Genomic DNA, 14671 nt, shown 5'->3' on the forward strand with positions numbered 1-14671 from the left:
CCCACCGCCGTAGCCGGGTCCGCCGCGTCGGTCAGACCACGCCGTCGGGCCGCTTCCGGGCCGACAGCAGGTCCTCCAGCTGCTCCTCACGGGCCTGCGCGGCGACGAAGAGCAACTCGTCGCCCGCCTCCAGGGAGTCCTCCCGGGACGGCGTCAGCACCCGGGTGCCGCGGATGATCGTCACCAGCGAGGTGTCCTCGGGCCACTGGACGTCGCCGACCTGGGTACCGGCCAGGGCCGACTCCTCCGGCAGCGTCAGCTCGACGAGGTTGGCGTCGCCGTGGCTGAAGCGCAGCAGCCGGACCAGGTCGCCGACGCTCACCGCCTCCTCCACCAGGGCCGACATCAGCCGCGGGGTGGAGACGGCCACGTCCACGCCCCAGGACTCGTTGAACAGCCACTCGTTCTTCGGGTTGTTCACCCGGGCCACGACGCGCGGCACGCCGTACTCCGTCTTGGCCAGCAGGGAGACGACCAGGTTGACCTTGTCGTCGCCCGTCGCGGCGATCACGACGTTGCAGCGCTGGAGCGCCGCCTCGTCCAGGGACGTGATCTCGCACGCGTCGGCGAGCAGCCACTCCGCCATCGGGACGCGCTCGACCGAGATGGCCGTCGGCGCCTTGTCGATGAGCAGGACCTCGTGGCCGTTCTCCAACAGCTCGCCCGCGATCGAACGGCCGACCGCGCCGGCTCCGGCAATGGCGACCCTCATCAGTGACCGCCCTCCTCTTCGGGACCCTTGGCGAACGCCGCCTCGACCTTGTCGACCTCGTCGGTGCGCATCATCACGTGCACGAGGTCGCCCTCCTGCAGGACGGTCTGCGAGGACGGCAGGATCGCCTCCCCGAGCCGGGTGACGAACGCCACCCGCACGCCCGTCTCCTCCTGGAGCCGACTGATCTTGTGACCGACCCAGGACGCTGAGGTGTGCACCTCGGCGAGCTGGACACCGCCGGTGGGGTCGCGCCACAGCGGCTCGGCGCCCGAGGGCAGCAGCCGCCGCAGCATCTGGTCGGCCGTCCAGCGGACGGTGGCCACGGTGGGGATGCCCAGGCGCTGGTAGACCTCGGCGCGGCGCGGGTCGTAGATGCGGGCCGCGACGTTCTCCACGCCGAACATCTCGCGCGCCACGCGGGCGGCGATGATGTTCGAGTTGTCGCCGCTGGAGACGGCGGCGAAGGCGCCGGCCTCCTCGACGCCCGCCTCGCGCAGGGTGTCCTGGTCGAAACCGATGCCGGTGACCCGGCGGCCGCCGAAGGAGGAACCGAGGCGTCGGAAGGCGGTGGGGTCCCGGTCGATCACGGCGACCGTGTGCCCCTGCTGCTCCAGGGTCTGGGCGAGCGCGGAGCCCACGCGCCCGCAGCCCATGATGACAATATGCATCGCCTCACACCGCGCTTCCTGCGGGCCCGCCGGCCTTAGTGGATGTCGTGCTCATGTCTCTCTTTCGGCTCGCCTGGCGACACGTCGCGGCCAGTGTGCGGGCCGCAGGGGAACATCATGCCGGTGCGCACCGACACTGACGCCGCTAGGGGCCCGGGATGCCGGGTTCCCCCGTCCGGAGCCGACGTACCGGCGTCCGGATCCAACGTATCGGCAAGCCGCGCGGGCTCGCAGGAGGCGTCTCAGCCCCTGGCCGACGACCCCCGGCGGCAGATGCTCCGGATGCTGGCGGCCGTCAGGATTCCGAGGCCGACGAGCGTGGCGGCGCCGCCGATCAGCTCTGCGCTCAGGTGCATGGGACCTCCAGGGGCGGCAACGGCCGGAAACCGGACGGTGCTTGTCGGGTGAGCAGTCATATAGACATGCGAACCCCCTCACCTGCGGAATCCGCAGCCGCAGCACTCCCCGAATTCACCCGTAGAGCAGACTGCGGACCGATCGGGGGTGGCGGTTGGGCGGCCGCCCGTTCGAACGCTTACGATCCTCTGTTGTGTCCAAACTGACCGACGTGCCCAAGCGGATCCTGATCGGGCGCGCACTGCGCAGCGACCGGCTGGGCGAGACGCTCCTGCCGAAGCGCATCGCCCTCCCCGTGTTCGCCTCCGACCCGCTGTCCTCCGTGGCGTACGCGCCCGGCGAGGTGCTGCTCGTCCTGTCCATCGCGGGCGTGTCGGCGTACCACTTCAGCCCGTGGATCGCGGTCGCGGTCGTGGTCCTGATGTTCACCGTGGTCGCCTCCTACCGGCAGAACGTGCACGCCTACCCGAGCGGCGGCGGCGACTACGAGGTGGCCAACACCAACCTCGGCCCCAAGGCCGGCCTGACCGTGGCCAGCGCCCTGTTGGTGGACTACGTCCTGACGGTCGCCGTCTCCATCTCCTCCGGCATCGAGAACCTCGGCTCGGCGGTCCCCTTCGTCGTCGAGCACAAGGTCCTGTGCGCGGTCGCCGTCATCCTGCTGCTCACCCTGATGAACCTGCGCGGGGTCAGGGAGTCGGGCACCCTGTTCGCGATCCCGACGTACGTCTTCGTCGCGGGCGTCTTCATCATGATCGCGTGGGGCGCGTTCCGCGGCCTGGTCCTGGACGACACCATGCGCGCCCCGACGGCGGACTACGAGATCAAGCCGGAGCACGGCGGCCTGGCCGGTTTCGCCCTGGTCTTCCTCCTGCTGCGCGCCTTCTCCTCCGGCTGCGCCGCGCTCACCGGCGTCGAGGCGATCTCCAACGGCGTCCCGGCCTTCCGCAAGCCCAAGTCGAAGAACGCGGGCAACACGCTCGCGATGATGGGCCTGCTCGCCGTCACCATGTTCTGCGGCATCATCGCGCTGGCGTCCGCGACCGACGTCCGCATGTCCGAGAACCCGGCCACCGAGCTGTTCCACGACGGCGTCGCGGTCGGCTCGGACTACGTCCAGCACCCGGTGATCTCCCAGGTCGCCGAGGCGGTCTTCGGTGAGGGGAGCTTCCTGTTCATCGTGCTGGCCGCCGCCACCGCGCTGGTCCTCTTCCTCGCCGCCAACACCGCCTACAACGGCTTCCCGCTGCTCGGCTCGATCCTCGCCCAGGACCGCTACCTGCCGCGCCAGCTGCACACCCGCGGCGACCGTCTGGCCTTCTCCAACGGCATCGTGCTCCTCGCCGGCGCCGCCATGCTGCTGGTCTTCGTCTACGGCGCCGACTCGACCCGCCTGATCCAGCTCTACATCGTCGGCGTCTTCGTGTCCTTCACGCTCAGCCAGATCGGCATGGTCCGGCACTGGAACCGGCACCTGGCCACCGAGCGGGACCAGGCCAAGCGCCGCCACATGATGCGCTCCCGCGCGATCAACGCCTTCGGCGCCTTCTTCACCGGCCTCGTCCTGGTCGTGGTCCTGGCGACCAAGTTCACGCACGGCGCCTGGGTCGCGCTGCTCGGCATGTGCATCTTCTTCGCGACGATGACGGCGATCCGCAAGCACTACGACCGCGTCGCCGAGGAGATCGCGGCCCCGGAGGACCCCGAGGAGGCACAGAGCGACGACATGGTGCGCCCCTCCCGCGTCCACTCGGTGGTCCTGATCTCCAAGATCCACCGCCCCACGCTGCGCGCCCTCGCCTACGCCAAGCTGATGCGCTCCGACAGCCTGGAGGCGCTCAGCGTCAACGTCGACCCGGTCGAGACGAAGGCGCTGCGTGAGGAGTGGGAGCGCCGCGGCATCGCCGTACCCCTGAAGGTCCTGGACTCGCCCTACCGCGAGATCACCCGGCCGGTCATCGAGTACGTCAAGAGCCTGCGCAAGGAGTCCCCGCGCGACGCGGTCTCCGTCATCATCCCCGAGTACGTCGTCGGCCACTGGTACGAGCACCTGCTGCACAACCAGAGCGCCCTGCGCCTCAAGGGCCGCCTGCTGTTCACACCCGGCGTCATGGTCACGTCCGTCCCGTACCAGCTGGAGTCCTCCGAGGCCGCCAGGCGCCGGGCCCGCAAGCGCCAGGAGTGGAGCGCGCCCGGTGCGGTCCGGCGCGGCCCGGCCCAGCACCAGGACCGTGACCGTACGAAGGACTCCTCCTCGTCCACGTAGACTGGACGGCTGTTGTCCTTTGCGGCACCTGTCGTCCCCCCTTGGTCCCCGTTCTCTGGAGTCACCCCGCCATGCAGGCAGAACCGAAGAAGTCGCAGGCGGAGCAGCGAGCGGTCGCGGAGCCGGTCCCGCAGCCGGTCTCGCTGGTGGGGGAGGAGTACGAGGTCGAGGTCGGCCCCGTCGCCCACGGCGGCCACTGCATCGCCCGCACGTCCGAGGGGCAGGTGCTGTTCGTCCGGCACACGCTGCCCGGCGAGCGGGTCGTCGCCCGGGTGACGGAGGGCGAGGAGGGCGCCCGCTTCCTGCGCGCGGACGCGGTCGAGATCCTGGACCCCTCCAAGGACCGCATCGAGGCCCCCTGCCCCTTCTCGGGCCCCGGCCGCTGCGGCGGCTGCGACTGGCAGCACGCCAAGCCGGGAGCGCAGCGCCGCCTCAAGGGCGAGGTCGTCACCGAACAGCTCCAGCGCCTGGCGGGCCTCACCCCCGAGGAGGTTGGCTGGGACGGCACGGTGATGCCGGCCGAGGGCGACAAGGTGCCCGCGGGCCAGGTCCCGTCGTGGCGCACCCGCGTGCAGTACGCGGTGGACGCGGACGGTCGCGCCGGTCTGCGCCGCCACCGCTCCCACGAGATCGAGCCGATCGACCACTGCATGATCGCGGCGGAGGGCGTCAGCGAGCTGGGCATCGAGCGCCGCGAGTGGCCCGGCATGGCGACGGTCGAGGCGATCGCGGCGACGGGCTCGCAGGACCGCCAGGTCATCCTGACCCCGCGCCCCGGCGCCCGCCTGCCCATCGTGGAACTGGACCGCCCGGTCTCGGTCATGCGCGTCGGCGAGAAGGACGGCGGCGTCCACCGCGTCCACGGCCGCCCCTTCGTGCGCGAGCGCGCCGACGGCCGCACGTACCGGGTCGGCTCCGGCGGCTTCTGGCAGGTCCACCCGAAGGCGGCCGACACCCTGGTCACGGCGGTCATGCAGGGCCTGCTGCCCCGCAAGGGCGACATGGCCCTCGACCTCTACTGCGGCGTCGGCCTATTCGCCGGCGCCCTGGCCGACCGCGTCGGCGACCAGGGCGCGGTCCTCGGCATCGAGTCCGGCAAGCGCTCCGTCGAGGACGCCCGCCACAACCTCGCCGGCTTCGACCGCGTCCGCATCGAGCAGGGCAAGGTCGAGTCCGTCCTGCCCCGCACCGGCATCGACGAGGTCGACCTCATCGTCCTCGACCCGCCCCGCGCGGGCGCCGGCCGAAAGACGGTCCAGCACCTGTCGTCCCTGGGTGCCCGCAGGATCGCCTACGTCGCCTGCGACCCGGCCGCGCTGGCCCGGGACCTGGCGTACTTCCGGGACGGGGGGTACCGGGTGCGGATGCTGCGGGTGTTCGATCTGTTTCCGATGACGTCGCACGTGGAGTGCGTGGCGATCCTTGAGCCCTCGGCCAAGGGGTCCTGACCTGCGCTTTTATTGTCCGGGTGAGTTGCTCGACCCGTTTCCCTCCGTGGAACGATTCGAGCGACGGATCAATCTTTGCGGATCGCTGACCTGCGGGTTCGTGGGTGAGGTGCCTGCGGGGCGACGCCCTCGGAGGGGCTTTCGGGGATTCTTGACGCTCGGATGACGCCCGAAGCGGAAGACTCTGCTGCACCTTCGCAGGCGCTGCGAGTCGCCATCTTCGGCCCACACTGTTGGGGAACGGGACACTCGACCGCACCGCGTGATACCGGTCAGGTATCATGGCCGTATGGCGATGACACTCCGACTGCCTGACGACCTGGACGCGAAGCTTACGGAGCGGGCCCGTCGGGAGGGCCGTAGCAAGCAGGAGCTTGCCATCGAGGCCATCCGTGAGGCCCAGGACCGGGCCGAGCTGAAGGTCGATGACGTCCTGGCCGAGCTGATGGACAGCGATGCGGAGATCCTGGACTACCTGAAGTGACCGGCGTGCGCTACCTCCAGATCGACGAGATCCTGGCCATCGCCCGCACGGTCAACGGCACCGAACACAGCGTGCGCGACATGGGCCTCCTCGTGTCGGCGATCGAACGCCCCCGGACCAACGTGTTCGGGGCCGAGTTGTATCCCACGCTGCACGAGAAGGCTGCGGCACTGCTGCACTCCGTCGCCCGCAACCACGCGCTGATCGACGGCAACAAGCGCACCGCGTGGCTCGCCATGCGTGTCTTCCTGCGGTTCAACGGCGTCAGCGCCGGTACCGCCCCGCCGCCCGTCTCCGTGGCCGGCCCGTTCGTCGAGGATGTCGCGCAGGACAAAGTCGAGGTACCGGCCATTGCCAAGCGCCTGTCGGTCTGGTTCCCGGTTTCATGACTCCGGGGTCGCCTTACGTGGAGGTCAGGTGCGACCGATCCAGTCCACTATGGTCGCGGCGAACTCCTGAGGCACTTGCTCAGGTGCCGCCACGTGCCCGTCGGACAGCAGTCTTGTCGGGCAGCCCAGCGCTGCTGCGAACTTCGCCAGGGACGGTCGCGAGTAGTGATCGTCGGGCGCGCACACCGCGAGCGTGCGCGCGGTGATCTGTGGCAGGCGGGGCTCCATGACATAACGGCGTACCGCCTCGTGGCCCTCCTCGACGCGGTCGAGGACGGTCAGCGCGTCCACGACGTACCGCCCCAGAGCCGCCTCCTCGCCGGGACGGTAGAAGGCGCGGCGCTTGTCCCACAACTCCCGCAGATGCGTGCCGTCCGGCGCGGGGTCGACATGGTCGACGCGTCCGTGGGTGACCGCGCCGGCGCGCTTCTCGTCGTCGACGAACGATGCCGCGGAGAGCATGAGGCTGGCCACGCGGTTCTGGAGGCGCGCTGCCAGCTCGACGGCGATCACCCCGCCCGTGTGATGCCCGACCAGGTGGAACCGGTCCAAGCCGAGTGCTTCGACCAGTTCCTCCGCCGCGTCCGCGAAGCGTTCGATGGTGTGCGGCCCGGTGGGCCGCGCGGATGCTCCATAGCCCAGCGTGTCCATGGCGATCGCCCGGTACCGTTCTCCGACCAGGGGGAGTACATCCAGGTACTCCGTCCAGGAGCGGGGCGTCTGGTGGAGCAGCAGCACGGGCTCGCCGCTACCGCACTCCACGTAGTGCAACTGACCGAAGCGGCTGGGCGCATAGCCCTTCCGCAGGGTCGTATGCGTCTTGTCCCTCATGCGTGGGTCTCTTTCGTCACTGGGGAGCATTACCGAGGCACCGACTGCCTCACTTGCCGGCCCGTGCCGTCAGGTCGAGAGCGATGTCCGTGATCATGTCTTCCTGGCCGCCGACCATCCCGCGCCGCCCCACCTCGACGAGGATGCTGCGGGTGTCCAGGCCATAGCGGGTCGCGGCGGCCTCCGCGTGGCGCAGGAAGCTGGAGTACACGCCCGCGTAACCGAGGCTCAGCGTCTCCCGGTCCACCCGCACGTCGCGGTCCTGCAGTGGACGGACGAGATCGTCGGCAGCGTCCATCAGGGGGAACAGGTCGCAGTGGTGCTCCCATCCCATCAGGTCGGCGACGGCGACGAACGCCTCGAGGGGACAGTTGCCCGCGCCCGCGCCCTGGCCGGCGAGGGAGGCGTCGACGCGGGTGACGCCCTCCTCCACGGCGACGACCGTGTTGGCGACTCCGAGGGCGAGGTTGTGGTGGGCGTGGATGCCCAGTTCGGTGGCGGGGTCGAGGGCGTCGCGGTAGGCGCGGAAGCGGTCGCGTACACCGTCCATGGTGAGGCGGCCGCCCGAGTCGGTGACGTAGACGCAGTGCGCGCCGTAGGACTCCATCAGCTTGGCCTGACGGGCCAGTTCGGCGGGCTCGGCCATGTGGGACATCATCAGGAACCCGGCGACGTCCATGCCCAGTTCGCGCGCGGCGGCGATGTGCTGGGCGGCGATGTCGGCCTCGGTGCAGTGCGTGGCGACGCGCACCGAGCGGATGCCGAGCGCGTGGGCCTGCCTGAGATCGTGAATGGTGCCGATGCCGGGGAGGAGGAGCGTGGTGGGGATGGCGGTGTGCGTGGCGTCGACGACGGCCTCGATCCACTCCCAGTCGGTGTGCGCGCCGACACCGTAGTTGACGCTGGAGCCCGCGAGGCCGTCACCGTGCGCGATCTCGATGGCGGCGACCCCGGCGGCGTCGAGGGCGGTGGCGATGGCGCGGGCCTGGCCGACGGTGTAGCGGTGGCGTACGGCGTGCATGCCGTCGCGCAGGGTGACGTCCTGGACGTAGAGACTGGTCACTTGGTGGCCTCCGTCGCGTGGTGCGCGGCCATGCGCTCGGCGGTGCGCAGCGCGGCCGACGTCATGATGTCGAGGTTTCCGGCGTACGCGGGCAGGTAGTGAGCGGCGCCCTCGACCTCCAGGAACACCGACACCTTCAGCGCCTCGCCGTTCCCGGCCGGTGCGAGGGCGTGCAGCGGGTCGCCCGGGCGGACCGTCTCGTACTGCACCTTCTGCTTGAGGCGGTATCCGGGCACGTACGCCTGGACGCGGCCGACCATGTCCTCGACCGAGGCGGTGACGGCCTCTTCGGCGCAGGCGGTGACGACGCAGTGCACGGTGTCCCGCATGATCAGCGGGGGCTCGGCCGGGTTGAGGACGATGATCGCCTTGCCGCGTGCGGCGCCGCCGACCTGCTCGATGGCGGAGGAGGTCGTCTCCGTGAACTCGTCGATGTTGGCACGGGTGCCGGGACCCGCCGAGCGCGAGGAGATGGAGGCGACGATCTCGCCGTAGTGGACCCGGGTGACCGCGTTGACCGCGGCGACGACCGGGATGGTGGCCTGACCGCCGCAGGTGACCATGTTGACGTTCGTGGCGTCCAGGTGGGCATCGCCGTTGACCGGAGGGACGACGTAGGGGCCGACGGCCGCCGGGGTCAGATCGATCAGCGTACGGCCCAGGGGGCGCAGGACGTCCTCGTGGTGGCGGTGGGCGCCGGCCGAGGTGGCGTCGAAGACGTACTCCACGTCCGCGAACTCGTCCATCCGCAGCAGCCCCTCGACGCCCTCATGAGTGGTGGCGACCTTCAGGCGGCGGGCGCGGGCCAGCCCGTCCGAGTCCGGGTCGATGCCGGCCATCGCGGCGATCTCCAGCGTCTCGGACAGCCGGAGTATCTTGATCATCAGGTCGGTTCCGATGTTGCCGGAGCCGATGACGGCGACCTTCGTACGGCCGCTCGGGGAATGCGTGGCACTCATGCGGCGCCTCCTTCCGGTGCGAACCGCACGCTGATGCGGCCCAGTTGGCTGATGCGTGCCTCGAAGCGGTCGCCGGGCGAGGCGACGGCCATCGGACCGAGCGCCCCGGTGAGCACGACGTCACCCGCGCGCAGCGGGTCCCCTGCGGCGGCCAGCGTCGAGGCGAGCCAGGCGGCGGCGTTGAGCGGGCCGCCCAGGCAGTCGGCGCCCGTTCCCTCGGACACCGGTTCGGCCGAGCCGTCGCGCGTTATGGTCATCCGCACGGCACGCAGGTCCAGGCCCGACAGCGGCACGGGTGTGCCGCCGAGCACGTAGAGGCCGCTGGAGGCGTTGTCGGCGACGGTGTCGACGATGGTGATGTCCCAGTCGGCGATGCGGCTGTCCACGATCTCCAGGGCGGCGAGCGCGAAGTCGGTCGCCCGGATCACGTCCGCCACCGTGCAGTCCCGGTGTGGCAGGTCCGCGCCGAGCACGAGCGCGACCTCCGCCTCGACCTTCGGCTGGATGAGCCGGCCGGCCGTGACGGTGCCGCCGTCGGGGACGGCCATGTCGGCGAAGAGCGTGCCGAAGTCCGGCTGGTCGACGCCGAGCTGCGTCTGGACGGCGGGGGAGGTCAGCCCGATCTTGCGTCCGGCGACCCGGCGTCCCGCGGCCAGGCCCCGTTCGGCGTTGAGGCGCTGGACACCGTACGCGGCGTCGATGTCGCCCTCGGGGAGCAGGGACCGTACGGGGGGACAGGGCTCGCCCGTGCGCTCGGCGGTCAGCAGGGCGTCGGCTGCCTTCGTCGCGGCGGCGGCGCTCACCGGGCGCTCACCAGCGGAGTGTCGACACCCAGTGGGCCGAGGGGTGTCGCCCCGCCGGGGGAGCCGAGGGCGCTGTCCCGGCCGGGGAGGACCTCGGTGAAGAAGCGCCGGTTGTCCTCGCGGAAGTCGGGGTCGGCCTTGCGGTCGACCGTGATCGCCTGCTCGGGGCAGGCGACTTCGCAGGCCCCGCAGTCGATGCACTCCATGGGGTTGATGTAGAGCTTGCGCTCGCCCTCGTAGATGCAGTCGACCGGGCACTCCTCCATGCAGGACCGGTCCATGATGTCGACGCAGGACGCGCCGATGACGTACGCCATGGTGTTCAGTGCTCCTTCTCGGTGGAGTGCCCGGGGAACAGGGCCGCCTCCGGGTCGATGACGGTGGCCGCGTTGTTGACGGCGGTGGCGGCCTCACCGAAGCCGACGGAGATGAGGCGGACCTTGCCGGGGTAGTCGGTGATGTCGCCCGCGGCGAAGACCCGGGGCAGGTTGGTCGCCATGTGGGTGTCGACGGTGATCTTCCGGGCTCGGAGGCCGAGCCTCCAGTGCTGCAAGGGGCCGAGGTCGGCCAGGAAGCCCAGCGCGGCGACCACGGCCTGGGCCGGGACGAGACGGGTCTCCTTGGTCGTGCGGTGTCGGATCTCCGCCTGCTCCACCCGCTCCGCGCCGATGAGCCGGCTCACCTCGCTGTCCGTGACGATCTCCACTCCGAGAGCGCGGACCTTCTCCACGGACGCCGTGTGGGCGCGGAAGCGGGCGGTGCGGTGCACGAGGGTGACCGACCGGGCGATCGGCGCGAGGAGGGCTGCCCAGTCGAAGGCGCTGTCGCCTCCGCCGACGACCACCACGTCCTGGCCCGCGTGCACGGACGGGTCCGGCACGAAGTAGGCGAGGCCGCGCCCGAGGAACTCCTCCCCGGCCGGCAGGGGGCGGGGCGTGAACGTACCCACGCCCCCCGTGATGACGACCGCCTTGGCCCGTACCGACGTTCCCTGATCGCTGCGGACGACCGGCAGTCCGTCGGCGTCGTGCGTCAACTCGGCGGCCCGGTGGCCCAGGAGGTAGCGCGGGGAGTACGGCTCGGCCTGCGCGACGAGACCGTCCACCAGATCGCGGCCGCGTACGGACAGGAAGCCGGCGATGTCGAAGATCGGCTTCTCGGGGTACATCGCGCTGATCTGCCCCCCGAGCTGCGGCAGCACGTCCATCACGGTGACGGTCAGGCCGCGGAACCCGGCGTAGTAAGCGCCGTAGAGGCCCGCCGGACCGGCGCCGATGATCAGGACGTCGGTGGTCAGGACGCCGGTGTCGTCGGTGAGTTGGCTCATGGGGTGAGCGTAGGAACGAGGCGGCGGTTCTCCCTATGGAGTCGTTCCGGTGAGCAGGACGGCCGCGCTGCTCGGCCCCGAGAAGCGGCGAGGGGCCCGCCGTCCGGCGGGCCCCTTCGTGTTCGTATCGCGTGTCCTGCGTCTCCGCTCCCGCCTGTACGGCGGGGCTCAGGCCAGTGACCGGCCGATGCCCAGCGCGGCCGTCCGCAGTGCCGTCGCGTACCCCACCGCGTCCATCCGGTAGGTGGGCGCCGTGATGGACAGCGCGCCCACCAGCGTGGTGCTGCCGGCGAACACCGGGACTGCCAGACTCGCGTAACCGAGTCTGATCTCCTCGGACTCGAGAACGATGCCCTCTTCCCGGATCCGGTCGAGCTGGGCGCGCAGGCGGCCCGGGGAGACCACGGTGTGCCTGGTGATCGGCTTGAGGCCGCCCCGCACCACGTCGACGAAGAGGGACGGCGGCGAGTACGCGAGGATCGCCTTGCCGGTGCCGGTGCAGTACAGCGGGAGCCGTCCCGCCACCCGTGACTCGGCGTTCAGCCCGCGGTGCGGGAAGATCTTGTCGAGGTAGACGACGTCCAGGCTGTCGTGGATGGCGAAGTGGATGGTCTCCCTGGTGATCAGGAGGAGATCCTCCATGTACGGCTGCACGGCCTCGCGCAGGATGCGCTGGCGGTGCACCCGCTGCCCCAGCTCGAACAGGCGGAGGCCGAGCCGGTAGTCGCACCCTTCCCGCTCCAGCAGCCCCCAGCTGACCAGTTCCTGGGCCAGCCGGTGCACCGTGGCCTTGGCCGCCCCCGATCGGCGCACCAGCTCTGCGAGCGAGAGGGCGGCGTCGTCGGAGGTGAACGCCTCCAGGATCGGTCGGACCTTTCCCAGCACGGAGTTCATGGGGTCGGTGCCGCCCGCGGAATCGCCCGGAACCGCCTCGGACTCCGGCGCCGCATGGTGTGCGGAGAACACGCAGTCATGCGGCACCGGGCCGGCGAGGGAGTGATCACCGGCCCTCTCCACCCCGGCCGGCGCTGTCATGCCGACTGCCCCGCGTTCACGGCAGCCGGGTCGATGACCGCGACGCCCATGCCGGTGAGCCACTCGGGCATCGGTTCGTACGCCAGGCGTCGTGCGGGCGCGTGGTCGAGGGCGGCGGCCATCAGGAGCCAGGTCCGCAGCTCCTGTGCGCCGTTGCCCGCGGCCTTCTCCAGTTCCTCGGTCGTGTACGCGGTGAGGCGGTGGGCCTCGCCGCGTTCGAGAAGGGTGAGGAACTCGTGGTCGAACTCCGGGGTGAGGGACGCCTCGGCGGCCCGGACGATCTCGCGGCGACGCGCGTCGTAGTCCTGCCAGTTCTCGCGGCCGTTGAGCCACGCGCCGACCATGAACTCCTCGTCGTCGCCGTGCGGCTCGCGCCAGTCCGGCCAGGGCAGCCGGTGCGAGAGCCCGCCCGAGCCGACCACCGCGACGCGCCGGTCGCCGGGGAAGGCGAGTACGGCCTCGCGGATGGCGCGCCCCAACTCATCGCACCGTGCCAGGGTCGGTAGCGGATGAGCGAAGACGTTCACCACCAGAGGCACGATCTCCACGTCGAGCCCGTCGAGGAGGTACTGGATGGCGTGCGACTGCCCGTGGTCGATCTGGAGCCGGGCGGAGAAGGCCGGATCGAACCGTCCGCCCTCCACCAACGAGTCGGCGATGTGCTGCGCGAGCGGGACGTCCACCGGCTGCGGGCCCTTCGGCGTCCCGGACTCGCCGCTCGCGATGCATTCCCCGACACCGAGGGTGAACGCCGGGATCAGATCGAGCCAGAACCCGCGGAAGTGGTTCGAGCCGATCAGGACGACGGTGTCGGGGCGGTTTCGGGCCAGTTCCGCGCGGGCCGCGCCGAGCGCGTCACGGAAGCGTTCGGCGCGGTCCTTGTGGAGGGTCTCCTCCCAGTGCGTGTTCATCAGCGTGCTGTGGGAGGCCCCCACACCGAACACGATCTCGCTCATGCCGTTGCTCCTTCCTGCTCCACGGCGGAGTCGCACTCCTCGTGGGAACGGGTGACGGTGTCGACCGCGGTGCGGATCAGGTGGCGGGTCAGTCTCTGCATCTCCCGTACGGAGACGGTGTTCATGCCGCGGGCGAAGTCGATGTCGAAGGGTGCCTCGGTCACCTTCGGCATGCCGACGCGGACGGTCGGGATGCCCCGTCCGCGCAGGATGTTCGCGTCGGTCGCGCCGCTGTTGCCGTTCACGACCTGGTGCGGGCGCCCTTCCAGGGCCTCCCATCCGGCGACCGCGCTGCGGAAGATCCAGCTCTCCCGGCTGGTGGTGGTCCCCGGGACGGCGAGAATCATCTCGACGGTGGCGTCGAGTCCCGGCAGGGAGCGTTTCAGCTCCGCCACCGCCGCGGTGAACTCTCGTTTGGCCTGCATGGGCGTCGTCCCGGGCGCGATCCGCAGGTCCACACGCAGGGTGCAGGCCGCCGTGGTCACCGCGGCCATGCGTGGCCAGCCGCCCCGCACCGACGACACGATGCCCTGCGGCGCGACCGTGCCGGAGGTGTGCCGCTTCGCGTACTCGGCGAACCATCCCTCCAGGTGCCGTACGACGTCCCCTGCGCGGTTGATCGCGTTGTCATAGGGGAGCCGGTGGCGCGAGCCCGCATAGGTGTGGGTCCCGTGCACTGTGACCTCGAACCACACCAGGCCGACCTCGTCCCACGACACGGTCCAGCCGGGCTTGGCGATGACGGCGTAGTCGGTCCACACCCCCTGTTCGAGGAGGAAGGAACAGCCCGCGCCCTGCCCGGTGTTGAGCCGATCGCTGCCGGGCCGGGCGTTGGTGGGCATGCCGCCGGCGCCGAACGCGGCCACCAGGTTCCCCGTCAGGGGGACTCCGGCCAGGGCGATCGCCTCGGCGGCCATCATCACGCAGGCCGCGTGGCCCTTCGGGTTGGAGGCGCCGAGGCCGGTCACCAGGTCGTCGTAGACGGTGGCCGCGGGGCGCATGTCCTCGCGCAGCTCCGGACCGATCCACGGTACGTCTTCGCTCTCGTCACCCACGGTGAGGGTGTCGATGGGCGCGTACAGCATCAGGTCGGGCCCGGTGCCGTCACCCTGGAGCCGGGCCCAGGCGTTCGCCTGACGTGCGTCGAGCGGCTGACAGGCCGCGCGCAGACCGACCGAGGCGAGGGTTCCGGCGATGTGTTCGGCGAGCGGCCGCTCGTCACCGGTCGGACTGGGGATGCCGACGAGGCCCACGATCAGCTCGCGCAGCCTCTCCTGAGTGACGTGCCGCAAAGCCTCCGCCACCCAGGTGCGCCGCCGGTCGTCGAGTCCGGAGAGTCCGTCGTCGGCGCTCACTGGTTGACCCGGTGG

General features: G+C 70.9%; 15 protein-coding genes. 4 read left to right on the forward strand and 11 right to left on the reverse strand.

The genetic code is table 11. The features are described from left to right. Positions 1–31 precede the first annotated feature (31 nt). Positions 32–712, reverse strand: a complete 681-nt coding sequence (locus tag ACGH52_RS28960; protein ID WP_059298038.1) for a TrkA family potassium uptake protein — start codon at positions 710–712, stop codon at positions 32–34. Next, a complete protein-coding gene (locus ACGH52_RS28965) occupies positions 712–1383 on the reverse strand; it encodes a TrkA family potassium uptake protein (protein WP_059298040.1) in 672 nt (223 codons plus the stop codon). Before ACGH52_RS28965 ends, ACGH52_RS28960 begins: the two co-directional genes overlap by 1 nt. Before the next feature lie 550 nt (positions 1384–1933). Here ACGH52_RS28965 and ACGH52_RS28970 point away from each other — a divergent pair. The 4 genes from ACGH52_RS28970 to ACGH52_RS28985 all read left to right on the forward strand — a co-directional run bounded on the left by ACGH52_RS28970 (position 1934) and on the right by ACGH52_RS28985 (position 6327). Beyond that, a complete protein-coding gene (locus tag ACGH52_RS28970) occupies positions 1934–4006 on the forward strand; it encodes an APC family permease (protein WP_121702075.1) in 2073 nt (690 codons plus the stop codon). 71 nt (positions 4007–4077) lie between these two features. After that, positions 4078–5454 carry a class I SAM-dependent RNA methyltransferase gene (locus ACGH52_RS28975; RefSeq protein WP_399943531.1) on the forward strand — a complete coding sequence of 459 codons (1377 nt, stop codon included), beginning with the start codon at positions 4078–4080 and terminating at the stop codon, positions 5452–5454. A gap of 289 nt (positions 5455–5743) precedes the next feature. Then, on the forward strand, positions 5744–5938 hold the full coding sequence (locus ACGH52_RS28980; RefSeq protein ID WP_030862426.1) for a ribbon-helix-helix protein, CopG family: 195 nt from the start codon (positions 5744–5746) through the stop codon (positions 5936–5938). Next, positions 5935–6327 (forward strand): type II toxin-antitoxin system death-on-curing family toxin, encoded by a 393-nt coding sequence (locus ACGH52_RS28985; RefSeq protein ID WP_121702073.1) that lies wholly within the window; start codon positions 5935–5937, stop codon positions 6325–6327. Before ACGH52_RS28980 ends, ACGH52_RS28985 begins: the two co-directional genes overlap by 4 nt. Positions 6328–6351: 24 nt before the next feature. On the opposite strand, the gene ACGH52_RS28990 is transcribed toward ACGH52_RS28985, so the two are convergent. The 9 genes from ACGH52_RS28990 to ACGH52_RS29030 form a co-directional block, all read right to left on the reverse strand. After that, on the reverse strand, positions 6352–7158 hold the full coding sequence (locus ACGH52_RS28990) for an alpha/beta fold hydrolase (protein ID WP_121702072.1): 807 nt from the start codon (positions 7156–7158) through the stop codon (positions 6352–6354). A gap of 49 nt (positions 7159–7207) precedes the next feature. Next, positions 7208–8221, reverse strand: coding sequence for a 4-hydroxy-2-oxovalerate aldolase (gene dmpG, locus ACGH52_RS28995; RefSeq protein WP_121702071.1), 1014 nt, complete (start codon positions 8219–8221; stop codon positions 7208–7210). Next, positions 8218–9180: an acetaldehyde dehydrogenase (acetylating) gene (locus ACGH52_RS29000; RefSeq protein WP_121702070.1), complete on the reverse strand. Its 963-nt coding sequence runs from the start codon at positions 9178–9180 to the stop codon at positions 8218–8220. Before ACGH52_RS29000 ends, dmpG begins: the two co-directional genes overlap by 4 nt. After that, the gene (locus tag ACGH52_RS29005; protein WP_121702069.1) at positions 9177–9983 is read right to left on the reverse strand and encodes a 2-keto-4-pentenoate hydratase; all 807 of its coding nucleotides are present in this window, start codon (positions 9981–9983) and stop codon (positions 9177–9179) included. Before ACGH52_RS29005 ends, ACGH52_RS29000 begins: the two co-directional genes overlap by 4 nt. Beyond that, on the reverse strand, positions 9980–10300 hold the full coding sequence (gene fdxA, locus ACGH52_RS29010; protein ID WP_059298050.1) for a ferredoxin: 321 nt from the start codon (positions 10298–10300) through the stop codon (positions 9980–9982). The genes ACGH52_RS29005 and fdxA overlap by 4 nt, the downstream gene beginning before the upstream one ends. Before the next feature lie 5 nt (positions 10301–10305). After that, a complete protein-coding gene (locus tag ACGH52_RS29015) occupies positions 10306–11310 on the reverse strand; it encodes an NAD(P)/FAD-dependent oxidoreductase (protein WP_121702068.1) in 1005 nt (334 codons plus the stop codon). Positions 11311–11478: 168 nt separating this feature from the next. Then, positions 11479–12204 (reverse strand): IclR family transcriptional regulator, encoded by a 726-nt coding sequence (locus tag ACGH52_RS29020; protein ID WP_238696742.1) that lies wholly within the window; start codon positions 12202–12204, stop codon positions 11479–11481. Between the two features lie 137 nt (positions 12205–12341). Continuing rightward, positions 12342–13301, reverse strand: a complete 960-nt coding sequence (locus ACGH52_RS29025) for a catechol 1,2-dioxygenase (protein ID WP_121702066.1) — start codon at positions 13299–13301, stop codon at positions 12342–12344. Next, on the reverse strand, positions 13298–14656 hold the full coding sequence (locus ACGH52_RS29030) for a M20 family metallopeptidase (RefSeq protein WP_059298058.1): 1359 nt from the start codon (positions 14654–14656) through the stop codon (positions 13298–13300). Before ACGH52_RS29030 ends, ACGH52_RS29025 begins: the two co-directional genes overlap by 4 nt. Positions 14657–14671: the final 15 nt, after the last annotated feature.

The sequence above is a fragment of the Streptomyces sp. BBFR25 genome, assembly GCF_044590125.1.
In the GTDB taxonomy this organism is placed as follows: Bacteria; Actinomycetota; Actinomycetes; order Streptomycetales; family Streptomycetaceae; genus Streptomyces; species Streptomyces canus_D.